Source organism: Serinibacter arcticus (assembly GCF_003121705.1).
In the GTDB taxonomy this organism is placed as follows: Bacteria; Actinomycetota; Actinomycetes; order Actinomycetales; family Beutenbergiaceae; genus Litorihabitans.
Map to the genome: position 1 here is coordinate 1,028,117 of NZ_PYHR01000002.1, position 24,857 is coordinate 1,052,973.

Sequence of the window (24,857 nt, forward strand, 5' to 3'; positions counted from 1 at the left end):
CCTGCCCGCCGGGAGCGGCGGAGCGCCCTCTAGCCTGCCACCTCCGGACGGCGGGCCAGGTCACGCACGAGGTCGGCGAGCTGAGCCGGCGCCCGGACGGGCACCATGTGTCCCACCCCGGGCACCACCGCGAGGCGGCCGCGCGGCAGCGAGTCGACGATGAGGGCGGTGTGCTCGGGGCGGACGGCGTCCCGCTCCCCCACGACGACGAGGACCTCCTGGGTCAGCCCCGCGAGCCGGGCGGGGTCGATGTGCGGGTCGTGGACCATGAGACCGAGCCGTTCGGCGAGCGGTTCGAGGTTCGGGGCCACGCGCGCGCCGACGACGGCCGCGGCGTGCGCGGCGTCGGTGAGCGCCTTGCCGACGGGCCTGAGGCCCTCGGGGAAGAGGTTCGCCCCGACCACGACGAGCCGTCCCGCCGCCCCGGGGTGGCGCAGCGCCAGCTCGAGGGCGATGTTGCCGCCGTCGCTGAACCCGACCACGAGCGGTCGGTCCAGGCCGAGCCGGGCGAGGGTGACGGCGACGTCGTCGGCCATCGCCGCGATCGTCAGCCCGCGGGCGCCGCGCGGGCTGAGCCCGTGCCCGCGCGAGTCGATGCCGACCAGCGTCATCTCTCCCGCCAGGTGCGGCACGAGGTTGTCGAAGACGTGGTGGCTCTCGGAGTTGCCGTGCAGCAGCACGACCGGCGGACCGGAGCCCACCGTCACGACCCACAGGGGGCCGACGAGGGCGCCGGGGTGGCGGAGGTCGCGCAGCGCAGTCACGAGCCCCAGTGTGCCGCGTGCCGCTGGGCACCGCCTGGGCGCGCCGGCGGGCGTCAGCGCGGCGCGAGGACGATCACGGGCCGGGCGCGCACCACGCCGTCGCGCGTCTCGTCCGCCAGCACCGCGACGAGCACACCGTCCGGATCGACGGCGGCCACCGGCGCCTCGGTGCCGGACGGCGCGATGCGCTGCCCGTAGCCCAGCGAGGCGGTCTCGGCGGCGTCGACCTCGCGGACGGTCATCACGGCCGCCGCGGCCGCGGCGGGCGGGAGCAGGACGATCCCGTCGCCCTCGCCGGCCGCCGCGAGCGTGTCGAGGTCGGCGGCGCCGTCGACGTCGAACCCGCCCACCCGGGTCCGGCGCAGCGCCGTGAGATGCCCGCCCGTTCCCAGCGCGGCTCCGAGGTCGCGAGCGATCGCGCGGATGTAGGTGCCCGAGGAGCAGGTGACGCGGACGTCGACGTCGAGCACCGCGGTGCCGTCGTCGCTCACGGCGGTGCGCCGGTCCAGCACCACGAGCTCGCTCACGGTGACCGGGCGGGACGCCAGGGCGACCTCCTCGCCCGCGCGGACGCGGGCGTAGGAGCGCTTGCCGTCCACCTTGATCGCGCTCACCGCGCTGGGGACCTGGAGGATCTCGCCCGTGAGGGGGACGACGGCGGAGAGCACCGCGGCGTCCTCGACCCCCGCAGCGCCGGCGGAGGTGGTCACGTCGCCCTCGGCGTCGTCGGTGACGGTGTCCTGCCCGAGCCTGATCGTGGCCAGGTAGGTCTTGTCGGCGCCCACCACGTAGGTGAGCAGCCGGGTGCTGCGCCCGACGCCGAGCACGAGCACGCCCGTCGCCATCGGGTCGAGCGTGCCGGCGTGGCCGACCTTGCGGGTCCGCAGCAGGCGCCGCATGCGGGCCACCACGTCGTGCGAGGTCCAGCCCGCCGGCTTGTCGACGACGACGAGGCCGTCCGGGGTCTCCCCGGACGGCCTCGTCTGCCTCGTCCCGTGGTTCAGGACCCGGCCCGCTCGTCGTCGGCGTCGCCGTCGTCCGGCCCGTCCGCCTCGTCGTCGATGACGACGGGCTTCTTGTACGGGTCGGCGTCGCCGGCGTAGGTGGCCGCCGCCGCGAGGGCGGCGACCTCCGCGTCACGCCGTGACGCGATGCGCAGCGCCTCGGCGATGTCGGCCGCGGTCTGCGGCGTTCGGTCCAGCTGGAAGGTCAGCGTCGGGGTGAACTTCACCCCGGTGCGCCGACCGACCTCGGTCCGCAGCAGACCCTTGGCCGACTCGAGCGCCGCGGCCGTGGCCTCGACGTCCGCATCGGTGCCCAGCACGGTGTAGAACACCGTGGCGTGCTGGAGGTCGCCCGTCACCTTGACGTCGGTGACCGTGACGAAACCGAGTCGCGGATCCTTGATCCGCTGCTCGAGCATCACCGCCACGATCTCCTTGACGGCCTCCCCGAGACGGATCGCCCGAGAGTTGTCGCTCACGCCGTGCGCTCCTTCTCCCGCGTCTCGAACGTCTCGATGACGTCGCCGTCGCGGATGTCGTTGAACGACCCGAGCCCGATACCGCACTCGAAGCCCTCGCGGACCTCGGTCGCGTCGTCCTTCTCGCGGCGCAGCGACTCGATCTTGAGGTTGTCGCCCACCACGACGCCGTCGCGCAGGACTCGCGCGAACGAGTTGCGGCGGATGAGACCCGAACGGACCAGCGAACCGGCGATGTTGCCGAACTTGGAGCTGCGGAAGATCTGACGGATCTCCGCGGTCCCGAGCTGGACCTCCTCGAACACCGGCTTGAGCATGCCCTTGAGCGAGCTCTCGACGTCGTCGATCGCGGCGTAGATGACCGAGTAGTACCGGATGTCGACACCCTCGCGGTCGGCCAGCTCGGCCACCCGCACGTCGGGACGCACGTTGAAGCCGATGATGACCGCGTTGTCCACGGTCGCGAGGTTGACGTCGTTCTGCGTGATCGCACCGACACCGCGGTGGATGATGCGCAGGTCGACCTCGGCCCCGACGTCGATCTTGAGCAGCGCGTCCTCGAGTGCCTCGACGGCACCGGACACGTCGCCCTTGAGGACGAGGTTGAGCGTGGAGACCTTGCCCTGCTCGAGAGCGAGGGTGAAGTCCTCGAGGCTCATCCGCTTGCGACGCTTGGCCAGCATGGCCGCACGGTCCGCAGCATCCCGCTTGTCGGCGATCTGACGGGCGGTGCGGTCGTCCGGAGCCACGATGAACGTGTCACCGGCGCGGGGCACCGACGTCAGACCGAGCACCTGCACGGGGCGGGACGGGCCGGCCTCGGTCAGGTTGTCGCCGTGGTCGTCGAACATGGCGCGCACGCGGCCGTAGGCCGTGCCCGCCACGATCGAGTCGCCGACGTGCAGCGTTCCGGACTGGACCAGGACGGTCGCGACGGAGCCGCGGCCCTTGTCCAGGTTGGCCTCGATGGCCACACCGCGGGCGTCCTTGTCGGGGTTGGCGCGCAGGTCGAGGGACGCGTCCGCCGTGAGGAGGACGGCCTCGAGCAGCTCGTCGATGCCCGTGCGGTTCTTGGCCGACACGTTGACGAACATCGTCTCGCCACCGTAGGCCTCGGCGACGAGGTTGTACTCGGTCAGCTGCTGCATGACCTTGTCGGGGTTCGCCCCCTCCTTGTCGACCTTGTTGACCGCGACGACGATCGGCACCCCGGCGGCCTGGGCGTGGTTGAGCGCCTCGACCGTCTGGGGCATGACGCCGTCGTCGGCCGCGACCACGAGGATCGCGATGTCGGTGACGTCGGCACCGCGAGCACGCATGGCGGTGAACGCCTCGTGACCCGGGGTGTCGATGAAGGTGATCGCGCGCTCGGCGTCCTCGTGCTCGACCGACACCTGGTAGGCGCCGATGTGCTGCGTGATGCCGCCGGCCTCGCCCGCGACGACGTCCGTGGAACGGATGGCGTCGAGGAGCTTGGTCTTTCCGTGGTCGACGTGACCCATGACGGTCACGACGGGCGGACGCGCCTGCAGGACGTCGTCGCCCTCGCCCTCGAGCTCGGCGTCGAGGTCGATGTCGAAGCTGCCGAAGAGCTCGCGCTCCTCGTCCTCCGGCGAGACGACCTCGATGACGTACCCGAGCTCGGCGCCGAGCGCCTCGAACGTGTTCTCGTCGAGCGCCTGCGTGACCGTGGCCATCTCACCGAGGTGGAACAGCACCGTCACGAGGCTCGCGGGGTTGGCGTCGATGCGGTCGGCGAAGTCGGCGAGGCTCGCACCGCGACGGATGCGCACGACCGTGCTGCCGTCACCGCGGGGAACCTGCACGCCACCGATCGACGGCGCCGACATCTGCTCGAACTCCTGGCGCTTCGCCCGACGCGACTTGCGGGCGCGGACCGGACGGCCACCGGCGCGACCGAACGCACCCTGCGTGCCACCGCGACCGCCACCACCGGGACGACCGCCGCCGCCACCGGGACGACCGCCGCCACCACCGGCGGGCGCGCCGCCGAAGCCGCCGCCACCACCGGGACGACCGCCACCGGCGCCGGGACGGCCACCGGGGCCACCGCGGCCGGGAGCACCGGCGCCGCCGCGGGCGGGAGCGCCCGGACGACCGACGGAGCTGCGCGCCGGCATGGCGCCGGGCGAGGGGCGGGGACCGCCGGGACGGGGCCACCGGCACCCGGACCGCCGGAGCCGCCGGGACGGGGACCTGCAGCGCCGGTCCCGCCGGGGCGGGGGCCGGCCGCAGCGGCGCCGCCGCTGCCGCCACCGGGACGGGGCATGCCCTGCGAGGGTGCGAACGGGTTGTTGCCCGGGCGCGCGGCGCGGTCGCCGCCGGCCGCGGGCGCACCGCCGGAGCGGCCGGGACGCGGCATGCCCTGGGACGGTGCGAACGGGTTGTTGCCCGGACGCGCGCTGCTGCGCGGACCGGGGGCCGGGGCGCTCGACGCGGCGGCCGGAGCCTCGGCGGGAGCGGCCGGGGCCGGAGCTGCCGGACGCGGGGCGCCCGGGCGGGCCGGCGAGGCCGACGGCGCCGCGGGAGCGGCGGCCGGAGACTCGGCGGGGGCGGCCGCCGCGGGGGCGGCGGGGCGCTCGGCCGGCGACGCGCTGGGCGCGGTGGCGGCGGGCGTCGCCGCGGGGGCCGGGGTCGCCGGCCGCGCGGGGCGGCGGGCGTCGAGGGCTTGGGTGCCGCGGGGTCTCGGCGGCGGGCGCGGTCGGGAACTTCTCCCTGACGCGGCGCTCCACCGGGGACTCGATGGTCGAGGACGCCGACTTGACGTACTCCCCCATCCCCTTCAGCTGGTCGAGCAGATCCTTGCTGCTCATCCCGAGGTCTCGTGCAAGTTCGTGCACGCGGGTCTTGGCCACAACTCTCCTTCTCCGGGTCCACCCGGGAAGGGAGGACCTCGTCTACTGGGTCGAGCTCATTGCTGAGTGCTCATCGGGTGCTCATCGGGTGCTCATCGGAGTCTCGTCCCGCTCTCGCTCGTGAACTGTTCTCGTCACCTCGAGCGGATGGCCGCTCTCAGTGCTGCCTCGACCTGCGAGGCGTCCGCTCCCTGCAGGCGCAGGGCTCGGGGTAGTGCGTGGCGCGCGAGCGCCCGGTCCAGGCAACGTTCCTGCACGTGCAGCCACGCTCCCCTGCCCGGCGCTCCGCCCCGTTCGTCGAGCACCAGGACGGTGCCCTCGACGGCGACGATCCGCACCAGACCGGACCGCGGGCCGCGCTCCCGGCATCCCACGCACGTGCGAACCGGACCGCTCCCGGGGCTCGGCGCAGTGCCGATCGACTCGGGGGACGGGGATGGTTCGCGCAACGGGCGCGGAAGTCGGGTCGCTGACCCAGCCACCAGTCTACCCCTGACCGGGCTCGCGGTCGGTCGCCGCCCCGGTCGGGGCCTCGTCGCGACCGGGGGCCGAGCCGCCGTCCGCCGTCTCGGCGTCGGACCGGATGTCGATCCGCCAGCCCGTGAGGCGGGCCGCGAGGCGCGCGTTCTGGCCCTCCTTGCCGATGGCGAGGGACAGCTGGTAGTCGGGCACGACGACGCGGGCCGCGCGGGCCGCCTCGTCGACGACGGTGACGCTGCTCACGCGGGCGGGCGACAGCGCCGCGCCGACGAACCGGGCCGGGTCGGTGAAGAAGTCGACGATGTCGATCTTCTCCCCGCGCAGCTCGGCCATGACGGCGCGCACGCGCTGACCCATCGGTCCGATGCAGGCGCCCTTGGCGCCCATGCCGGCGACGTGCGAGGCGACGGCGACCTTCGTGCGGTGGCCCGCCTCGCGCGCCAGCGCGACGATCTCGACGCTGCCGTCGGCGACCTCGGGCACCTCGTGCTCGAACAGTCGGCGGACGAAGTTGGGGTGGGTGCGCGAGAGCGTGATCGCCGGGCCGCGGGGGCCCCGGCCGACCTCGGTCACGTACGCCTTGATGCGTTCGCCGTGCTTGAGGTCCTCGCCCGGCACCTGCTCGTGGGGCGGCAGCGCCGCCTCCACACCGCCGCCGAGGTCGACCAGGATGACGCCGCCCCGGCCGCCCTGCTGCACGACGCCGGAGATCAGCTGGAGCTGGGAGCTCCGGTAGGCGCCGAGGACCTGCTCGTCCTCGGCGTCGCGCAGGCGCTGCACGATGACGCTGCGCGCCGTCGCCGTCGCCACGCGACCGAAGCCGTCAGGGGTGTCCTCGTAGGTGTGGGTGACGAGGTCGTCGCCCTCGCCCGTGGTCTCGGTCACCAGCACGCTGACGTGGCCGGTGGAGCGGTCGATCTCGACCCGGGCGCGCGATCGGGCGTCCGGCGTCTTCTCGTAGGCGGTGAGCAGCGCCTGCTCGATCGCCGAGACCAGCACGTCGAAGCCGATCTCCTTCTCGCGCTCGATGAGCCGCAGCGCGGCCATGTCGATGTCCATCAGCTCTCCTCCAGGCGGCGCAGCTCGACCTCGACGACGGCCTTGGTGATCTGCGGGTAGGTCAGGGTGACGTCGTTCTCGACGGGAGCGGCGGGCTCGGGCGAGGCGACGGTGACGCCGTCGTCGTCGGCGGAGCGGACGCGGCCGAGCCGCTCCCCGCCGTCGGCCAGCGTGAACCGGACGAGACGACGCTCGGCCCGGCGGAAGTGCCGGGGCGTGGTCAGGGGGCGGCTCGTGCCCGGGGAGGAGACCTCGAGCGTGTAGGCACCTTCGACGAGGTCGCCCTCGTCCAGCGCCGTCGAGATCTCGCGGGTCACGTCGCCGAGCAGGTCCGAGCCGAGGGACCCGGGTCCGTCGGCCAGGTCGAGGACGACCTTGACCGTGCGGAGCCGGCCGCGGGTGAGGACGTCCACGCCCTCGACCACCAGGTCGTGACCGCCGGCCAGCGGCTCGAGCACCGCGACCAGTCGCGCGGCCAGTGCATCGGCTCCCATGACGTTCCCTCTTCTCCAGTTGTCGTCCGTGCCCCGGGCGCGCAGCGGCGCGCACGGGCCGGACAAGACTACCGTTGCCCCGTGCCGCCCCCGTTCCGCTCCCCCGCTCCCGTCCCGCTCCGAGCCCCGCGCCGCCGCCCGCTCGTGCGCCGCAGCCTCGTCGCTGTCGCGGTCGTCACAGCGGCAGCCACGCTGACGGCGGGCTGCGGCGTCCGGCTCGAGACGCCCCCGCCGCCCGTCGTGACGCTGGACGCGGCCGAGCAGGTCCGCGCCGGTGCCGTCGTCGACGCGGAGGCGATCGCCGCGGCCGCCACGGCCGCGGCCGCGGATCCCGCGGCGGCCTCCGTGCTCGACCGGCTCACGCAGGTGGCGACGGCGAGCGCGAGCCACGTCGAGGCGCTCGGCGGCACGTGGACGGCCCCCGAGGGCCAGGAGCCCACGGACGGCCCGACCGCCCCGGCCGCCACGACGGATCTGGCGGGAGCCCTGGCCACCCTGCAGCTCGGCTACGACGACGCCCGCGCGGGCCTCGGCGAGGTCTCCGACGGCACGTCGCGCCTCCTGGTCTCCGTGGCCCTCTGGCGCGCGATCGCCGCGCACGAGATCGCCGCCGCGTCCGGCGCCGCGACCGCCACGCCCCTCCCGGTCGGCGGGGTGGACACCACGGCCCTGGGCCTGGCGTCCTTCCGCGACGTCGATCCCCTCGTCCGGGGTCTCGACGCCGCCGCGTTCGGCTACGAGGTGCTGGCCGCCGGATCGGACGACGCCGCCCGGCGGTCCGACTGGGGCTCCCGGGCCGGCGAGCTGCGACGCACCGGCGACCTGCTCGCGAGCCGGGCCGGCGCGACGGGTGCCTCCGACCCGCGGGAGGCGGTCTACGACGTCGCCTCGCTCCTGGACGCCGATCCGGTGAGTGCCGCCGTCACGCTCGAGACCGAGGTCGCCCGGCTCTGGGTGGGCGCCGCCCTCCCCGGGGCCACGCGCGGGGTCGCGCTCGACGCGGCGCTGGAGGCTCTCCTGCGGGCCCGCGCCCTCGCCCCGGTCGGCGCTCTCGACGATCCGGCCGTGGTGCTGCCCGGTCTCACCGGCGAGGTGCCGAGCGCGGGCTGACCTGCGCCCGGCCCTGTCGGGCGACCCGCTGCGCTAGGGCGCGTCCCAGGTCGGGGCGTCGCTGATCGGCGCCTCGCCCCGCAGCCTCGTCCACACGTGGTCGGGCACGGTGCGCAGCACCTGCGCCATCAGGGCGAGCACGGCGTCGATCTCCTCCGGCGAGTGGTGGCCGCTGCGGAACATCAGCAGCGAGTCGTCCTGGAACCGCACGACCCGCCCGCGGGTGGCCAGCAGCAGGTGTCGCATCCCGGGGTGGAGGACGTCGTGGGCGAGCTCGGGCGAGTCGGTGGCGATGTGGAAGGCGTCGTCGAACGCCTGGTCCCCGATCCGGTAGTCGGTGCCGAACGAGTCGGCGAACAGGCGACCGATGGCGGACTGGGGGCGCACCTGGAGGCGCGGGATGCGGCAGCCGAGATTCATCGCCACCACGGAGAAGCTGCTGGTGCTGTCCCTGTCCCTGCTCCCGCCCGAGGTCTTGTAGGAGTAGTCGAAGGCGACGAAGTGCCGCCCCTCGTGGACTCCCTCGACGACCTGGGACCCGGACCGCCGGTAGCCGCGACCGAAGGGGTCGCCGGGGAACCGGTCGACGAGGTGGTCACCGTCGGGGCGGAAGGTGAAGCCACGACTGCCGGCGTAGGCGGTCAGGCCCTCACGACGCCGCTTGGAGCTGACGACGGCGTAGACGACCAGGCCGATCATCAGCAGCGGGACGGCGACGAACATCACGGGCACGAGGAGGAACATGGACTCCATGCCTCGACCCTAGGCGAGCCGCCCCGACCGCGGGGGGATGGACCCGCGGCTCAGCGCAGCGAGTCCACGACCTCGAGCACGGAGCTCACGGCACCCTGGACCGCGACCTCCTCCGTCACGCCGCTCGCGCGGCGGCGGACCTCGACGACGCCGTCGGCCAGGCCGCGACCGACCACGACGATGACCGGGATCCCGAGCAGCTCCGCGTCGGCGAACTTCACGCCGGGCGAGACCTTGCGGCGGTCGTCGACCAGGACGTCGAGCCCCTGTGCGACGAGCCCGGCGGCGATCTCCTCGGCCGCGGCGAACACGGCGTCGTCCTTGCCGGTCGCGACGACGTGCACCTGGGCGGGCGCGACGGCGACCGGCCAGGTCAGGCCGCGCTCGTCGTGGAAGTTCTCGGCCAGCGCCGCGACGGCGCGCGAGACGCCGACGCCGTAGGAGCCCATGTGGACCACGCGCGCCTTCCCGTTCTGGTCGAGCACCGTCAGGCCCAGGGCCTGGGAGTACTTGGTGCCGAGGTCGAACACGTGACCCATCTCGATCCCGCGCGCGAGCTCCAGCGGGCCCGAGCCGTCGGGCGCGGCGTCGCCGGCGCGCACCTCCGCGGCCTCGACCGTGCCGTCGGCGGAGAAGTCGCGGCCGGCGACCAGCTCGAAGACGTGCCGGCCAGGCAGGTTCGCCCCGGTGATCCAGCTGGTGCCCGGGACGATGCGCGGGTCGAGGAGGTAGCGCACGGCGCCGCTGACGACGCGGCCGTCGTCGGCCAGCTCGCGTCCGCCGTCCCCGTTCGGGCCCAGCACGCCGGGGCCGATGTAGCCCTTGACGAGCTCGGGGTGGCGGGCGAAGTCGGCCTCGCCGGCGGCCTCGACGTCGGCGGGTGCCACGGCGGCCTCGAGCCGCTTCATGTCCACGTCGCGGTCGCCGGGGACGCCGACGACGACGAGCTCGCGCTCGCCGTCGGGGTGCGTGAGGACCACGACGACGTTCTTCAGCGTGTCGGCGGCGGTCCAGGCGCCCGAGGCGCGGGGGAAGCGCTCGTTGGCGACGTCGACCAGGCTCGCGATCGTCGGGGTGTCGGGCGTGTCCTCGACGTGCGCCGCGGGGGCGTCGTCGAACGGGATCGCCTCCGGCACCGGAGTCGTGACGGCCTCGACGTTGGCCGCGTAGCCGCCGGCGGAGCGGACGTAGGTGTCCTCGCCGATCGGCGACGGCGAGAGGAACTCCTCGCTGCGGGAGCCGCCCATCGCACCTGACGTCGCCGCGACGATGACGTACGGCAGGCCGAGGCGCGCGAAGATGCGCTCGTACGCGTCCCGCTGCGCCTGGTAGGACGCGGCGTGGCTGTCGGCGTCGATGTCGAAGGTGTAGGCGTCCTTCATGATGAACTCGCGACCGCGCAGGAGGCCGGCGCGCGGGCGGGCCTCGTCGCGGTACTTGGTCTGGATCTGGTACAGCGCGAGCGGCAGGTCCTTGTAGGAGGAGTACAGGTCCTTCACCATCAGGGTGAACATCTCCTCGTGCGTGGGCGCGAGGAGGTAGTCGTTGCCGCGACGGTCCTGCAGCCGGAACAGGTTCGGGCCGTACTCCGTCCAGCGGTTCGTCGTCTCGTACGGCTCCCGCGGCAGCAGCGCCGGGAAGTGGATCTCCTGGGCGCCGGCGGCGGCCATCTCCTCGCGCACGACCTGCTCGACGTGGGCGAGCACCTTCAGCCCGAGCGGCAGCCAGGTGTAGATCCCGGGCGCGGCGCGGCGGATGTAGCCCGCCCGCACCAGCAGCTTGTGGGAGTCGACCTCGGCGTCGACGGGATCGTCACGCAGGGTACGCAGGAACAGGGAGGACATCCGCATCAGCACGGAGCCAGCCTATGCCAGCGGCTACAGCACGACGGTCGCGTACGAGCCCACCTGCTCCATCCCCACGCGGCGGTACACCGCGCGGGCGGTGGAGTTGTAGTCGTTGACGTACAGCGACACGGTCCGCGCCCCGAGCGCGTAGGCGTGCTCGACGACGGCGGCGGTCCCGGCGGCCCCGACGCCGTGACCCCGCAGGTCCGGGTGCGTCCAGACCCCCTGGATCTGGGCGACGCCGAGCGCGAACGCCCCGATCTCCGCCTTGAACTCCACGCGGGGACCGTCCGGCCCGCGCCCGATCCGCACGAAGGAGCGGCCCGCCTCGATCAGCTGCCGCACCCGGGCGGCGTACGCCCCGCCGCTGCCCAGCGGCGAGTAGCCGTACTCCTCGGTGAACATCGCGACGCTCGCCGGCAGCACGAGGTCGAGCTCGCCCATCACGGCCTGCCGGACCCCGGCGTCGGGGGCGACCGCGGGGGTGCCCGAGATCGTCAGCGACGGCTGGTCGCCCCGCATCTGGCGCGGTCGGGGCCACGCCTGTGCGAGGTGGCTCCAGACGGTGTGGACCGCGGGGGCGTCGCCCACGAGCGAGGAGAAGCTCCGCTGGTGGACGACGACGGCGCGCGCTATCGCCTCCAGGCCGCGGCCGGTGGGGCTGACCGGGACGACGTTGGCGCCGACCCACGCGAGGGCCTGCAGGCCGCCGTCGTCGTACGCGCCCCAGGCGCCCGAGCCGAAGGACGGGCGGCCGGCGCTGTCGGACAGGCGCACCGCAGCCAGCACGTTGGCCACCGGGTCGACGGCGCACAGGGCCAGCGCCGCGTCGAGGTCGGCCGGGCCGAGGGCCCGCGCCACCGGCCCCGCCGGGGTCCGCCAGCCCACGCTCAGGCCAACGAGAGCGGGTCGACGATGTCGGCCACGGTGAGCAGGACGAACATCGCCGCCAGGGCGATGACCACGACGTACGTCAGCGGGAGGAGTCGGGCGACGTCGACCGGACCCGGGTCGGGTCGGCCGCGCAGGCGCGCGATCCGTCGGCGCAGACCCTCCCAGAGAGCCCCGGCGATGTGGCCGCCGTCGAGTGGCAGCAGCGGGATCATGTTGAACGCGAACAGCGCGAGGTTGAGGGACGACAGCACCTGCAGCAGCGTGAGCGCCGAACCCGCGGCACCGAAGTCGGTGTCGAGGCTGGTGGCCTCGCCCGCGATCCGTCCCACCCCGATGAGGCCGACGACGCCGGGCTCCCGCTCGGCGTCGCCGAACGTCGAGGACACGACGCCGACGAGCTGGACCGGCAGCGTGACGACGATGCGGAACGTCTCTCCCACGCCTGCGACGAAGGTCTGACCGACCTCGCCGAGGCTCTGGCGCTCGAGCACCTCGACCGGGGTGATGCCGACGACCGGGATCGGGGCGGTGGTGACCTCGCCGTCGGCGCCGAGCACCTCGCGCTCCACGATCGACGGCGTCACCTCGAGGGCGACCTCGGCGCCGCCGCGGTCGACCACGACGTCGACGGGCCCGCTGCCACCGTCGCGGATGGCTGCCTGGACGGTCGGCCAGTCCGAGGCGGGCACGCCGTTCCAGGAGACGATCACGTCACCGACCTCGAGGCCGGCCGCGAGGGCGGGTGAGGGGGCGTCGGCGTCGGTGCACTCCGCGGCGCCCGCCGCGGGCAGGCACGTGGAGACCGCCCCCAGCGACGTGGTGGCGGCCGGCAGCCCGATACCGATGTTGGCGACGGCGAGCAGCACGAACGCGAGCACGAGGTTCGCGAACGGGCCGCCGGCCATGATGACGAGCTTGCGCGGCACGGTGAGGGCGGCGAACGTCCGCCCCTCCTGGCCGGCGGGCACCTCGAGGCCGGAGAACTCCCTGGCCTCGGCGGCGATCGAGCGGGTGCGGCGGCGCCAGCCGGTGGCGCGGGCGGGGTCGCGGCGGGCGGCCGTGCCCGCGGGCAGCATCGCCTCGCTCGGGAACATGCCGACCATGCGGATGTAGCCGCCGAGCGGGATCGCCTTGAGCCCGTACTCGGTCTCGCCGCGGCGACGGCTCAGCAGCGAGGGCCCGAACCCGATCATGTACTGCGTGACGAGCACGCCGAACCGCTTCGCGGGAAGGAGGTGGCCCAGCTCGTGCCAGGCGATCGAGGCGAGCAGCCCCACGACGATGACGGCGACGCCGACCCAGAACATCGTCAGGTCACTCGACGGCGAGCAGAACGTCCACGACGCGGTCGAGGTAGGCGTCCACCGGACCTTCGGCGTAGGCGCGCGAGCGCGGTGCGGAGGCGAACGTCGTGGAGCGGACCTGGGCCGCCTTGATGGCCGTGCCCTCGTCGAAGTAGGCGACCAGGCGGTCGAGCAGCGCGTCGACCTGGGCGGAGTCGTAGCCGCGACCGCGCTCCGGCGGGGCGAACCGCTCGCGCGGCGGGCGGGTGAGGCGCTCGTAGAGCGTGGTGGCGCGCTCGACGACACCGCTCATCCAGGAGCTCTGGCCGTTCTCCGCGATGAAGTCGGCGCGGTCGGCCGCGACGAACGCCGCCTCGAGACGGTCGAGGGCCGCGTCGACGGCGGCCGGGGCGTAGCCGTGCCGCACCAGGTCGAACGCGGCGACCCGGACGGCGGAGGCGTCCAGCGGCTCCTCGGCGGGCGTGGTGTCGGGCTCGTCCGGCCCGTCCGCCTGCTCGCTCGCGTCGCCGGTGACGCTCCCCTCGTAGTCGCGACGGGCGCGCTCGAAGAAGGTGTCGACCTGCTCGATGTCGTACCCGCGCGCCGTCGCCGACACCCGGGGGAACAGCTCCGTCACTCCGTCGTCTCCTTCTCGCCGCTGTCCGAGGCCTGCTCCTCGCGACCGGCCGGGACGTCGCGGCCGGGCTGGTCCTCGGCTCCCGCCGCCAGCTGCCCGCACGCCCCGTCGATGTCGCTGCCGCGGGTGTCCCTGACCGTGGTCGGGATGCCTGCGTGACGCAACCGTGCCACGAACTCGTCCTCGACGGCGGGATCGCTCGCCGTCCACTTCGAGCCGGGCGTCGGGTTCAGCGGGATGGGGTTGACGTGCACCCAGCCGCGGCCCCGCTTGATCAGCTCGTCGGCCAGGAGCGTCGCGCGCCAGCCGTGGTCGTTCATGTCGCGGATGAGGGCGTACTCGATGCTCACGCGGCGACCGGTGACGTCGAAGTAGTGACGGGCGGCGTCGAGCGCCTCCCCCACCTTCCACCGGGAGTTGATCGGGATGAGCTCGTCGCGCAGCTCGTCGTCGGGGGCGTGCAGCGAGAGCGCAAGGGTGACCGGCATCTTCTCGTCGGCGAGCTTGCGCATCGCGGGGACGAGGCCGACGGTCGAGACGGTGATGTTGCGCGCGGAGAGACCGAAGCCGTCCGGGGCGGGGTTGATCATGCGACGCACGGCGCCGACGACGGCCTTGTAGTTGGCCAGCGGTTCGCCCATCCCCATGAACACGACGTTGCTCAGGCGGTTCGGGCCCCGCGAGGTGAGCCCGTCACGGCTCGCGGCGGCCGCGAGGCGGACCTGCTCGATGATCTCGGCGGTCGACAGGTTGCGCGTCAGACCGAGCTGGCCGGTGGCGCAGAACGGGCACGCCATGCCGCAACCCGCCTGGCTCGACACGCACAGCGTGGTGCGGTCGCGGTACTGCATGAGGACGGACTCGACCTTCGCGCCGTCGTGCATCGACCACAGCGTCTTGAGCGTCTCGCCACCGTCCGCCGCCATCGTGCGCACGGGCGTGATGAGCTCGGGCAGGAGGGCGTCGACGAGCTCGTCGCGGGCCGCGGCGGGCAGGTCGGACATCTGCTCGGCGTCCCGCGTGAAGTGGGTGAAGTAGTGCCGCGAGAGCTGATCGGCCCGGAAGCCCGGGATACCGAGCTCGGCGACCTTCGCCTTCCGCTCGGCGGACGTCAGGTCGGCGAGGTGCATCGGCGGCTTGCCCCGACGCGGGGCCGCCATCTGCAGGCGCGGGCGGTCGCCGGGGGTGGCGGCGGGGACGCCGGCCGTACCGGTGGGCGGGGTCGTGGTCGTCATGGTGGCTCCATTGTGCCCTGCAGGCCGTCGGTCGGCCGTGCGGGCGGTTGTTCGTGGCAGGTCAGAGGGCGGGGGCGGCGAGGGCGAGGGCGGTCACCACGACCGGCGCCGCCACCAGGAGCGAGTCGACTCGGTCGAGGACGCCGCCGTGGCCCGGCAGCATGGCACCCATGTCCTTCATCCCCAGGTCGCGCTTGATGAGGGACTCGCCGAGGTCGCCGACCATCCCGGCGAGCACCGCGAGCGCTCCGATGCCCGCTCCGACGTACCAGGGGGCGTCGAGCGCGAGCGAGACGAGGAGGGCGCCGACGACGGAGCTCAGCAGCAGCGAGCCGCCCAGCCCCTCCCAGGACTTCTTGGGGCTGATGGTCGGGGCGAGCGCGTGCCGACCGAACGTGACACCGGCCGCCCACCCCCCGGTGTCGCACGCCACGATCAGGGCGACGACGATGAGGACGCGCCACGCGCCGTCGTCCTCCGCGAGGGCGAGGGCGAGGAAGGACGCCAGGAAGGGCACGTAGGCGGTGACGAAGATCGCGGCGCTGGCGTTGCGCAGCACGCGCAGGCCTCCGCCGTCGAGCACGCACCACACGAAGACGCCGCCCGCCGTCAGCACGAACGCCACCAGCAGCGCCTCGGTCCCCGCCAGGTAGGCGGAGACGAACATGCCCACCGTGCCCACCATGATCGGGAGCACCGGCAGCGTGATGTTCTGACGGGCCAGCGCGGCCCGCAGCTCGATGAGGGCCCCGGCCACGGTGACGAGGGCGAACAGCCCGAACGCCTCCTTGCGGATGAACAGGCTGGCGAGCAGGAGCCCGACCAGCCCCACACCGACGCCGACGGCGACGGGCACGTTGCGGCCCGCACGCGCCGTGAGGACGTCGCTCGGTGTGGGCTCGGGGGCGAGCGGGGCCGTGAGGTCGAGGTCAGCGGGGGCGGTGGGGATGGTGGGGATCGTCGACGTCGTCGTGGCCGCGGGGGCCGACGGCACGGCGGCGGGGACGGGTCGCGGCGCGGCCTCCGTGACGGGGACCGGCTCGGGCTCGGCGACCGGTTCGGGCTCGGCGACCGGCTCGGGCTCCGCGACGGGCTCCGCCGTCGGGCCCTCGTCGGACACGGCCGGGAGGACGCCAGACTCCCGCAGCGCCCTCAGCTCACGGCGGGTGAGAGGGCGTGCGGGGGTCTCGGGGTCGTCCTGCGTCATGCGGTCGTTCACACCTCGAGGAGCTCGCGCTCCTTGTTCGACAGCAGGTCGTCGATGACGTCGACGTGCGCCTTCGTCAGGGACTCGAGCTCCTTCTCGGCGCGCGCACCCTCGTCCTCGCCGGCCTCGCCGTCCTTGACGATGCGGTCGAGCTCGTCCTTCGCCTTGCGGCGGACGCCGCGCACCGAGACGCGGGCGTCCTCGCCCTTGGTCTTGGCGAGCTTGACGTACTCGCGGCGGCGCTCCTCCGTGAGCTGCGGCAGGGAGATGCGGATGACGTTGCCGTCGTCGGTCGGGTTGACCCCGAGGTCGGACTCGCGCAGCGCCTTGATGATGTCGTTCGTGGCCGCGCGGTCGTAGGGGTTGATCAGCACGACGCGCGCCTCCGGGATGGTCACCCCGGCGAGCTGCTGCAGCGGCGTGGGCGCGCCGTAGTAGTCCACCAGGACCTTGGTGAACAGCCCCGCGTTCGCGCGACCGGTGCGGATGGACGCCAGCTCCTCGCGCGCCACCTCCACGGCCTTGTCCATCTTGTCCTCGGCCTCGAGGAGAACGTCGTCGATCACAGCAGCTCCTTCTTGTGCGTGGCGCACGTCGGCGCGGCCGGGTGGGCCGCTGATGTCTCGTGAAAGCGGTGGTGACTTCTCAGGTCGACGCCGGGCTCCGTCGTCGCGACGGCCCCGGCGGGCGGTGACTCAGGAGGTGACCAGCGTCCCGATACTCTCACCTCGGAGGGCCCGTGTGACGTTGCCCCGCTCCCCCATCCCGAAGACGCGCATCGGCAGCGCGTTGTCACGGCTGAGGCTGAACGCCGTCGCGTCGACGACCTTGAGGTCCTGCTGGATCGCCTGGTCGAACGTCAGACGCTCGAGACGGCGGGCGGTCGGGTCGGTGCGCGGGTCCGCGGTGTAGACCGCGTCGACGCCGTTCTTGCCGACCAGCACCTCCTGGCAGTGGGTCTCCAGCGCGCGCTGGATCGCGACGGTGTCGGTGGAGAAGTACGGCATGCCGGCGCCGGCGCCGAAGATCACGGCTCGGCCCTTCTCGAGGTGACGGATCGCGCGCAGCGGGATGTACGGCTCGGCGACCTGGCCCATCGTGATGGCGGTCTGCACGCGGGTGCTCACACCGGCCTTCTCCAGGAAGTCCTGCAGTGCCAGGCAGTTCATGACCGTGCCGAGCATGCCCATGTAGTCGGCGCGCGAGCGGTCGATCCCCCGCTGGGAGAGCTCGGCGCCGCGGAAGAAGTTGCCCCCACCCACGACGATGGCGACCTGCACGCCCTCGTCGACGGCTGCCGCGATCTCGCCGGCGACGCTCGAGACGACGTCAGGGTCGAGGCCGATGCTGCCACCGCCGAACACCTCGCCCGAGAGCTTGAGGAGCACGCGGCGTGCTGGGGTGGTTTCCGACGTCGTCGTCACCTCGGGGCCTCCTGGAGCGGCTGGTTCGAGCGGTGCGGGTGGGTGGTGCGGGTGGTGCAGGTGGTACAGGTCGAGCTGGGCACGGCCGGGACGGGCCCGGATGTGCGTGTGGCCTCGGACGGCCGGGAGGACCCGGCCGTCCGAGGCCAGCGCGGGATCAGGCCCCGACGCGGTAGCGCACGAAGCCGGTGACCTCGCCGCCGGCGTCCTTCACGACCTGACCGACCGACTTCTTCGGGTCACGCGCGAACGCCTGCTCGAGGAGCACCTGGTCCTTGAAGAACCCGTTGAGACGGCCCTCGATGATCTTCGGGAGCGCGGCCTCGGGCTTGCCCTCGTTGCGCGAGGTCTCCTCGGCGATGCGACGCTCGTCGGCGACGGTGTCCGCGGGGACCTCGTCGCGGATGAGGTAGACCGGGGAGAATGCGGCGACGTGCATCGCGACCTCGCCGGCGATCTCGGCGGCCGGCTTGCTGCTGGCCACGAGGACGCCGACCTGCGGGGGCAGGTCCTTGGCCGTGCGGTGCAGGTAGACCGAGATGTTCTCGCCGGCCAGACGGGCCACGCGACGCACGACGATCTTCTCGCCGAGCGTGGCGGCCGTCTCGTCGACGACGTCCTGGACGGTCTTCTCGCCGATGTAGCTGGCGGCGAGCGCCTCGGCGTCAGCCGCGCCGGAGGCCACGGCAGCACCGAGGACCTTCTCGGCGAGGTCGATGAACGTCGCGTTCTTCGCCACGAAGTCGGTCTCGGCGTTGACCTCGACCAGGATGCCGATCTGGCCGTCGGCGTCGGGGGCGTCCACGACGGCAGCGACCACGAGGCCCTCCGACGCGCTACGACCCTCGCGCTTGGCGACGCCCTTCAGACCCTTGACGCGGATGAGCTCCATCGCCTTGTCGACGTCGCCGCCGGACTCGTCCAGCGCCTTCTTGACGTCCATCATGCCGGCGCCGGACTTCTCCCGCAGCGCCTTGATGTCGGCAGCGGTGTAGTTCGCCATGTTTCTGTGACTCTCTCTCGTCAGTGCTGGGGGGAGACGTTCTCAGGCGTTGGTGTCGTCGGAGGCCGGGGCGGCCTCCTCGACGGCCTCGACCTCGGCCTCGGCCGCGACCTCGGCCTCGACGGCCTCCTCGACGGCGACCTCGGCCACGACCTCGGCGGCCACGGCCACCTCGTCGGCGACCTCGGAGTCGGCGGCGGCCTCGGCCGCGACCTCGGTGGCGGCCTCGGCCACGACCTCGGCCTCACCGGCGGCGAGGAGCTCCTGCTCCCAGGCCGCGAGCGGCTCGGACGCAGCGGCGTCACCGGCGGCGGCGGAGCCGCCCGAGTGACGGGCGATGGTGCCCTCGGCGACGGCGTCCGCGATCACGCGGGTGAGCAGACCGACGGCGCGGATCGCGTCGTCGTTGCCCGGGATCGGGAAGTCGACCTCGTCCGGGTCGCAGTTGGTGTCGAGGATCGCGACGATCGGGATGTTGAGCTTGCGCGCCTCGGCGATCGCGAGGTGCTCCTTCTTCGTGTCGACGATCCACACGGCGGAGGGGACCTTGCCCATGGTGCGGATACCACCGAGGGTGCGCTCCAGCTTCACCTTCTCGCGGTTCATCATGAGGAGCTCCTTCTTCGTGCGGCCGGACGCGGCCACGTCGTCGAAGTCGACGCCCTCGAGCTCGGCGAGGCGCGCGAGGCGCTTGCTCACCGTCTGGAAGTTGGTCAGCATGCCGCCGAGCCAGCGCTGGTTGACGTAGGGCATGCCCACGCGCGCGGCCTGCTCGGCGACGGCCTCCTGGGCCTGCTTCTTCGTGCCGACGAAGAGGATGGAGCCACCGTGGGCCACCGTCTCCTTGACGAAGTTGTAGGCGCGGTCGATGTCGACCAGCGACTGCTGCAGGTCGATGATGTAGATGCCGTTGCGCTCGGTGAAGATGAATCGCTTCATCTTCGGGTTCCAACGGCGGGTCTGGTGCCCGAAGTGAACGCCGCTCTCGAGGAGCTGGCGCATGGTGACGACGGCCATGGCTCGTCCTTTCGACGCGGGCCTGGGCCCGCGCATCTCACGGGCGCCCCGCAGGGCGTCCGTTGTTCCGGTTCATCCGCCGTCCACGGAGTGGCGGCGGCCTGGTGCCCGCGACGCTCCACGAACCACCCGGGGGTGGACCGCCGTGGTGCGCCTCGGACGGCTGGGTCCGCCGGTCCGTCAGCCGTGAGGCTGTCGGTCCGGGGCTGCCGTGCCGATGTGCGGGCACGCGATGTCAGTCGACGCGTGCCGACTGCACCGGCCATGGTACCCGACCCGAGGCGTCGGCCCCGACCCGGGCGACGGGCCGCGGCGACGCCGGTCTCGGGGCGTCGGCGCCGGGAGATCACACGGAACGGCGCAGGCGTGGAGCGCGGCGAGGCGCGGGTGTCCCGACGGCGCGGGCTGTCCCCAGGACGTCGGCCGGCCCCGCACTCCCCGTCGCCCCGGAACGGCTCCCGCCGCGCCGTCCCCCGCGTCAGGATCGGGCATGCCCAGCATCTTCCGCGTCCTCGGGACCGTGGCGGCCGTCGCCGCCCTCGCTGCGACGGCGACCGTCGCCGGCACTGGAGGCGGTGGAGGTCCGGGCGGTGGCGGTCAGGGCGGTGGCGGTGCCGGCGACGCAGGTCCGGCCGGGGCTGCCGCCCGACCCGCCGTCGCGGCCGCCCCACGCCCCGCCGCGCGAGGTGCGGAGGCCGCTGTCGTCTACGACTGGCCGCTGCCCGCGCCGGCCGTGGTGCGAGCCTTCGACGACCCCGCGCAGCCGTGGCTCGCCGGACACCGCGGTGTGGATCTGGCGGCCTCGGCCGGTGCGCCCGTCCACGCCGCGGCGGACGGGGTGGTCGCGTTCGCGGGCACGGTGGCCGGCCGGGGCGTCGTCTCGCTCGACCACGCCGACGGGATCCGCACGACCTACGAGCCCGTGACGCCCGCCGTCGCCCGGGGTGAGGCGGTGCTCCGGGGCGACGTGATCGGCACGCTCGTCCCGGGCCATCGCCAGGACGGTACGGACGCCCTGCACTGGGGTGCCCGCATCGGCAGGGAGACCTACGTCGACCCGACGCTGCTGGTGGCGGGCGACGTCGTCATCAGGCTCTGGGAGTGATGGACCGCTCGGACCTCGGCCCTGTCCGGGGCACGGTCAGGCGCGGGGGTGGGCCTGCTTGAAGGTGGCGAGCAGCCGCTCCGAGCTGACGTGCGTGTAGCGCTGGGTCGTCGCGAGGGAGGCGTGCCCGAGCATCTCCTGGATGGAGCGCAGGTCGCTGCCGCCCTCGAGCAGGTGGGTCGCGGCGCTGTGGCGAAGGCCGTGCGGCGCGATGTCCGGCCCGCCCGCCGCACGGCTCGCCTCGTGCACCACGGTCCGGACGGCCCGGGGGTCGATCCGCCCGCCGCGCCGGCCGAGGAAGAGCGCGCGGCCCGAGTCCGCCGTGACGAGGGCTTCCCGAACGGCGAGCCACGCCCCGAGCGCGCGTGCCGCCGGGGCGCCGTACGGGACGACGCGCTCCTTGCGACCCTTGCCGAGCACGCGCACCAGCCGCTCCCCGTGCTGGATCGAGGTCAGGTCGAGCGCGGTGAGCTCCGAGACGCGCAGCGCCGCGCCGTACAGGAGCTCGAGCACGGCGCGGTCGCGGCGGACCAGAGCGTCGGTCAGCGGGTCGACCACTCCGTCCACGGGCTCGTCGCCGGAAGAGGAGCCGGGGGCGACCCGGACGTCGTCGCCCCGGGCGCCGGCGCTGCCCGGGTCGGGCGCGGCCCCGTCGAGCGCGGCCGCGGCCTGACGCGGGGTCAGGACCACGGGCAGCACCGTGTCGGCCCGCGGGCTGCGGAGCCGGAGACCGGGGTCGGTGCGCATCAGCCCCTGGTGGCTGGCCCAGCGCGTGAACGTCCGGGCGGCCGCGCCACGGCGGGCGAGCGTCGAGCGGGTGAGTCCGCGGGCGGACAACGAGGCGAGCCAGCGGCGCAGGACGGCGAGGTCGAGGCGCTCGAGGTCGGCACCCGACGCCGTGCCCGGGGCGGAGGCGAGCAGATCGCCGACGTCGCCGACGTACGCCCGCACGGTGTGCTCCGAGAGCCCGCGCTGGTACGTCAGGTGGGCAGCGAACTCCTCGACGACGGCGGCGTCGCCGGGGCGGACGCCGTCGTCGGGCGCCGCGGCGGGGCCGCGAGCGCCACGAGAGGTCGTCCCCGGTCCGGTCACGTCCCCACGGTGACCCCCGCGGGCCGCCGGGGCAAGGACCGACACCGGCAGGTCGGGGATCAGCGCCCGGCCCTCCGGTAGCGGTCCCCCTCTCTCCTGACGTGACCGGCCAGCTCGAGCGCACCCAGCGCCGCACGCACCTCGGACGCGGCCAGCCCGCTCACCCGGGCGACCGAGTCCACGGTGCCACCGGCCCGCACCGGCAGCGCCTCCCACACGAGCGCGTGCTCGGGACGTGCGAGACCGGACGGCACGTCGCTCGCCCGCCTGACCTCCTGCTCGACCGGCAGGTCCTCCCCCGCGCCCCGAGCAGCTCCCGCACCTCGGCGGCGTCGGTGACGCAGACCGCCACGCCCTCGCGGATCAACCGGTGGCAGCCCGCCGAGGCGGCCGACGTCACCGGCCCGGGGACGGCGCCGACCGGACGCAGCAGCCGCGCGGCGTGCATCGCCGTCGAGAGCGTTCCCGACCGCCAGCCCGCCTCGACCACCACGCACACACCGCCGAGCGCCGCGATCAGTCGGTTGCGGGTGAGGAACCGCGACCGGCTCGGCGCGCTCCCGGGCCCCACCTCCGCGACGACCACGCCCTCGCGCGCCACCCGCTCCAGCAGGGCGGAGTTGCCGGCCGGGTAGAACCGGTCCAGGCCGCCCGCCATCACCGCGACCGTGCCACCACCGACCGCGAGCGCCGTCCGGTGCGCCACGGCGTCGATGCCGTGGGCCCCGCCGGAGACGACGACGGTGCCCGAGCTCGCCAGACTCGCGGAGAGCTCGCCCGCGACGTGCTCGCCGTAGCCCGTGCTCGCCCGGGCGCCCACCACGGAGACCGCGCTCCCGAGCAGCAGCGCGGGGTCGCCCCGCACCCACAGGCAGTGCGGCGCGGCCGCGTCGAGGTCGGCGAACCGGTCTGGCCAGCACTCGTCGCCCGGGACGAGCAGACTTCCCCCGAGCCGCTCGATCCCTGCGATCTCACGCCCCGGGTCGACGGTCGGCATCCGCGGGACCCAGCGCGCTCGCGCCCGCTCCCAGACGGTCGTTCCCCAGGGACTCCGCGGCGGACGCTCCCCGGGGCGCAGCACCCAGCGCAGCGCGTCCGACGGACCGAGCGCCGCGACGAGCGCACCCGCGTGCAGGTCGCACGGTTCGGCCAGCCGACCCCACGCCACGCGGGCCAGGCGGTCGTCGTCGACGTCGAAGGTCAGCTCAACCATGACTCCCCCGGATCCGCAGCGTCATGGCGGCCGCGACCTCGTCGGCGCCGGGCCGGTCGCGGCCGGCCAGGTCTGCGAGCGTCCACGCCACGCGCTGCACACGGTCCGCGCCGCGCAGGCTGAGCGTGCCCCGGTCGACGGCGCGGGTGAGTCCGGACACGGCTCCCGCGTCCATCCGGTGGTGGCGCCGCAGCCACGAGCCCGGCACCTCGGCGTTGGTGCTCCACGGCGTCCCGGACCAGCGCGCCCGCATCCGCGTGCGGGCCGCGAGCACGCGCGACGCCACCACGGCGGTCGACTCACCCTGCTCCCCCGCCAGCACCGCGGCGCTGCTCGGCAGCACGTCGACCTGGAGGTCGACCCGGTCGAGCAGCGGACCCGACAGGCGGCTGAGGTAGCGGCGGCGCTGGATCGGCGTGCAGCTGCAGTCGATCCCCTTGCCCGACGCGTGCCCGCACGGGCACGGGTTGGCGGCGAGGACCAGCTGGAAGCGGGCCGGGTAGCGCGCCGATCCCGCCGCCCGATCGATGACGAGCTCCCCGGACTCCAGCGGCTGCCGCAGCGTCTCCAGCACGCGGGTGGCGAACTCGGGCGCCTCGTCGAGCATCAGCACGCCGAGGTGGGCACGCGAGGCCGCCCCCGGGCGCGGGATGCCGCTGCCCCCGCCGACGACGGCGGCCGCACTCGCCGTGTGGTGCGGCGCCTCGAGCGGCGGCCGGGTGAGGAGGCCGCGGGCGGGGTCGAAGACCCCGGCGACGGAGTGGAGCGAGGTGACCTCGACGGCCTCGGCCTCCGTGAGGTCGGGCAGCAGCCCCGGCAGCCGCGAGGCGAGCATGGTCTTCCCGGTCCCCGGAGGACCCACGAGGAAGAGGTGGTGACTTCCGGCGGCCGCGACCTCGAGCGCGAACCGCGCCTCGCCCTGGCCGAGCACGTCCGACAGATCCGGGACCGGTCCGAGCGCGGCGGCGACCTCGTGCGCGACGGGGACGACGACGTCGGGCACCTCCACGTCGCCCCCGTAGCGGGCGACGAGCTCCGCGAGGTGCCCGACCGACCGCACGTCCGCCCCGGGCACGAGCGCCGCCTCGGCGTGGTTGCCCGCCGGGACGACGACGTCGGTGAACCCCGCCCGCACGGCCGCGTGGACGGCGGGCAGGACTCCCCGCACCGGGTGCACCCGGCCGTCGAGACCGAGCTCGCCCAGGTGGACGGTGCGCTCCGGGGTGCGTGGTGCGATGCCCGCAGCGCGCAGCACGGCCACGGCCATCGCGACGTCGAAGGCCCCGACCTTCGCGAGGTCGGCCGGCAGCAGGTTGACGGTGATCCGCCGCGGCGGGAACGTCAGCCCGCACGAGTGCACCGCGGCACGGATCCGCTCCCGCGCCTCGGCGATCGACGGCGCGGGTCGCCCGACGATGGTGAACGCCGGGAGGCCGAGAGCGAGGTGCGCCTCGACCTCCACCACGGCGCCGTCCATGCCCAGCAGGCTGACGGCGTGCGTCCGACCGATGCTCACGAGCCGATCCCGGCGACGTGGGTGAGCAGCGGAGGGCCGCCGCGGGGCCAGAGGATGCCGATCACGTCGAGCCGCACCTCGCGCGGCCGGACCTCGTGCTCGGCGAGCCAGCCCGCCGTCAACCGGCGCAGGCGCGCCACCTTCACCGGCGTCACGGCGGTGACCGGGTCGCCGAAGCCGGTGCCCGACCGCGTCTTCACCTCGATCACCACGAGGTCCCGCCCGTCGCGCGCGACCAGGTCCAGCTCGCCGCCCTCGCCGCGCCAGTTGCGCTCGAGCACCTGCCACCCCTGCTCGGCCACCCAGCGCGCGGCGAGGTCCTCGCCCCGCCGTCCCAGCTCGTCCTTCTCGGCCACGGCCACCAC

24 protein-coding genes and 1 pseudogene are annotated in these 24,857 nt (G+C 74.3%); 2 read left to right on the forward strand and 23 right to left on the reverse strand.

The annotated features are described in order from the left end of the window. Positions 1 to 29: 29 nt before the first annotated feature. From C8046_RS04690 to rimP, 7 genes and pseudogenes are all read right to left on the reverse strand, one after another. Positions 30 to 764 carry an alpha/beta fold hydrolase gene (locus tag C8046_RS04690; protein ID WP_158277130.1) on the reverse strand — a complete coding sequence of 245 codons (735 nt, stop codon included), beginning with the start codon at positions 762 to 764 and terminating at the stop codon, positions 30 to 32. 53 nt (positions 765 to 817) lie between these two features. Further along, positions 818 to 1,663: a tRNA pseudouridine(55) synthase TruB gene (gene truB, locus C8046_RS04695; protein WP_419183546.1), complete on the reverse strand. Its 846-nt coding sequence runs from the start codon at positions 1,661 to 1,663 to the stop codon at positions 818 to 820. A 101-nt stretch (positions 1,664 to 1,764) separates the two neighbouring features. Continuing rightward, the gene (rbfA, locus tag C8046_RS04700) at positions 1,765 to 2,247 is read right to left on the reverse strand and encodes a 30S ribosome-binding factor RbfA (protein ID WP_109228455.1); all 483 of its coding nucleotides are present in this window, start codon (positions 2,245 to 2,247) and stop codon (positions 1,765 to 1,767) included. Then, positions 2,244 to 5,123 (reverse strand): annotated as a pseudogene (gene infB, locus C8046_RS04705) (translation initiation factor IF-2). Before infB ends, rbfA begins: the two are co-directional and overlap by 4 nt. Before the next feature lie 134 nt (positions 5,124 to 5,257). After that, positions 5,258 to 5,605 carry a YlxR family protein gene (locus C8046_RS04710; RefSeq protein WP_328587575.1) on the reverse strand — a complete coding sequence of 116 codons (348 nt, stop codon included), beginning with the start codon at positions 5,603 to 5,605 and terminating at the stop codon, positions 5,258 to 5,260. Between the two features lie 4 nt (positions 5,606 to 5,609). Continuing rightward, a complete protein-coding gene (gene nusA / locus C8046_RS04715; protein WP_109228456.1) occupies positions 5,610 to 6,662 on the reverse strand; it encodes a transcription termination factor NusA in 1,053 nt (350 codons plus the stop codon). Continuing rightward, complete coding sequence (rimP, locus tag C8046_RS04720; protein WP_109228457.1) at positions 6,662 to 7,156, reverse strand: ribosome maturation factor RimP; 495 nt, start codon at positions 7,154 to 7,156, stop codon at positions 6,662 to 6,664. Before rimP ends, nusA begins: the two co-directional genes overlap by 1 nt. Before the next feature lie 81 nt (positions 7,157 to 7,237). Between rimP and C8046_RS18020 the strand changes: the two genes are divergently transcribed. Next, on the forward strand, positions 7,238 to 8,266 hold the full coding sequence (locus C8046_RS18020) for a hypothetical protein (protein ID WP_146197063.1): 1,029 nt from the start codon (positions 7,238 to 7,240) through the stop codon (positions 8,264 to 8,266). 33 nt (positions 8,267 to 8,299) lie between these two features. Here the strand turns inward: C8046_RS18020 and C8046_RS04730 are convergent, their stop codons facing one another. The 11 genes from C8046_RS04730 to rpsB form a co-directional block, all read right to left on the reverse strand. Continuing rightward, on the reverse strand, positions 8,300 to 9,019 hold the full coding sequence (locus tag C8046_RS04730; RefSeq protein ID WP_109228459.1) for a hypothetical protein: 720 nt from the start codon (positions 9,017 to 9,019) through the stop codon (positions 8,300 to 8,302). Positions 9,020 to 9,069: 50 nt separating this feature from the next. Continuing rightward, positions 9,070 to 10,875 carry a proline--tRNA ligase gene (locus C8046_RS04735; protein WP_109228460.1) on the reverse strand — a complete coding sequence of 602 codons (1,806 nt, stop codon included), beginning with the start codon at positions 10,873 to 10,875 and terminating at the stop codon, positions 9,070 to 9,072. Positions 10,876 to 10,896: 21 nt separating this feature from the next. Further along, entirely contained in the window at positions 10,897 to 11,727 is an 831-nt protein-coding gene (locus C8046_RS04740) for a DUF4081 domain-containing GNAT family N-acetyltransferase (protein WP_235866111.1), read from the reverse strand. Positions 11,728 to 11,756: 29 nt separating this feature from the next. Then, positions 11,757 to 13,067, reverse strand: coding sequence for a M50 family metallopeptidase (locus C8046_RS04745; RefSeq protein WP_109228462.1), 1,311 nt, complete (start codon positions 13,065 to 13,067; stop codon positions 11,757 to 11,759). A 7-nt stretch (positions 13,068 to 13,074) separates the two neighbouring features. Then, positions 13,075 to 13,680: a DivIVA domain-containing protein gene (locus C8046_RS04750; protein ID WP_109228463.1), complete on the reverse strand. Its 606-nt coding sequence runs from the start codon at positions 13,678 to 13,680 to the stop codon at positions 13,075 to 13,077. Continuing rightward, the gene (gene rlmN, locus C8046_RS04755; RefSeq protein WP_109228464.1) at positions 13,677 to 14,915 is read right to left on the reverse strand and encodes a 23S rRNA (adenine(2503)-C(2))-methyltransferase RlmN; all 1,239 of its coding nucleotides are present in this window, start codon (positions 14,913 to 14,915) and stop codon (positions 13,677 to 13,679) included. The genes C8046_RS04750 and rlmN overlap by 4 nt, the downstream gene beginning before the upstream one ends. Before the next feature lie 61 nt (positions 14,916 to 14,976). Beyond that, on the reverse strand, positions 14,977 to 16,122 hold the full coding sequence (locus C8046_RS04760; RefSeq protein ID WP_109230749.1) for a phosphatidate cytidylyltransferase: 1,146 nt from the start codon (positions 16,120 to 16,122) through the stop codon (positions 14,977 to 14,979). A gap of 8 nt (positions 16,123 to 16,130) precedes the next feature. Further along, positions 16,131 to 16,688 carry a ribosome recycling factor gene (gene frr / locus C8046_RS04765; protein ID WP_109228465.1) on the reverse strand — a complete coding sequence of 186 codons (558 nt, stop codon included), beginning with the start codon at positions 16,686 to 16,688 and terminating at the stop codon, positions 16,131 to 16,133. Positions 16,689 to 16,817: 129 nt separating this feature from the next. Beyond that, a complete protein-coding gene (pyrH, locus tag C8046_RS04770; RefSeq protein ID WP_109228466.1) occupies positions 16,818 to 17,546 on the reverse strand; it encodes a UMP kinase in 729 nt (242 codons plus the stop codon). Between the two features lie 157 nt (positions 17,547 to 17,703). After that, complete coding sequence (gene tsf, locus C8046_RS04775) at positions 17,704 to 18,549, reverse strand: translation elongation factor Ts (RefSeq protein ID WP_109228467.1); 846 nt, start codon at positions 18,547 to 18,549, stop codon at positions 17,704 to 17,706. A gap of 42 nt (positions 18,550 to 18,591) precedes the next feature. Further along, entirely contained in the window at positions 18,592 to 19,566 is a 975-nt protein-coding gene (rpsB, locus tag C8046_RS04780) for a 30S ribosomal protein S2 (RefSeq protein ID WP_109228468.1), read from the reverse strand. 490 nt (positions 19,567 to 20,056) lie between these two features. Here rpsB and C8046_RS04785 point away from each other — a divergent pair, with 490 nt between their 5' ends. Next, a complete protein-coding gene (locus C8046_RS04785; protein WP_109228469.1) occupies positions 20,057 to 20,671 on the forward strand; it encodes a murein hydrolase activator EnvC family protein in 615 nt (204 codons plus the stop codon). A 36-nt stretch (positions 20,672 to 20,707) separates the two neighbouring features. On the opposite strand, the gene C8046_RS04790 is transcribed toward C8046_RS04785, so the two are convergent. Genes C8046_RS04790 through C8046_RS04805 form a run of 5 tightly spaced genes read right to left on the reverse strand, consistent with a single transcriptional unit; the run spans position 20,708 to position 24,848 of the window. Then, the gene (locus C8046_RS04790; protein ID WP_109228470.1) at positions 20,708 to 21,763 is read right to left on the reverse strand and encodes a tyrosine recombinase XerC; all 1,056 of its coding nucleotides are present in this window, start codon (positions 21,761 to 21,763) and stop codon (positions 20,708 to 20,710) included. Positions 21,764 to 21,822: 59 nt separating this feature from the next. Beyond that, positions 21,823 to 22,017 carry a hypothetical protein gene (locus C8046_RS20185; protein WP_419183547.1) on the reverse strand — a complete coding sequence of 65 codons (195 nt, stop codon included), beginning with the start codon at positions 22,015 to 22,017 and terminating at the stop codon, positions 21,823 to 21,825. Beyond that, entirely contained in the window at positions 21,924 to 22,976 is a 1,053-nt protein-coding gene (gene dprA, locus C8046_RS04795) for a DNA-processing protein DprA (RefSeq protein WP_235866112.1), read from the reverse strand. The genes C8046_RS20185 and dprA overlap by 94 nt, the downstream gene beginning before the upstream one ends. Beyond that, complete coding sequence (locus C8046_RS04800; protein WP_109228471.1) at positions 22,969 to 24,492, reverse strand: YifB family Mg chelatase-like AAA ATPase; 1,524 nt, start codon at positions 24,490 to 24,492, stop codon at positions 22,969 to 22,971. Before C8046_RS04800 ends, dprA begins: the two co-directional genes overlap by 8 nt. Continuing rightward, positions 24,489 to 24,848 carry a YraN family protein gene (locus C8046_RS04805; RefSeq protein WP_109230750.1) on the reverse strand — a complete coding sequence of 120 codons (360 nt, stop codon included), beginning with the start codon at positions 24,846 to 24,848 and terminating at the stop codon, positions 24,489 to 24,491. Before C8046_RS04805 ends, C8046_RS04800 begins: the two co-directional genes overlap by 4 nt. Positions 24,849 to 24,857 lie beyond the last annotated feature (9 nt).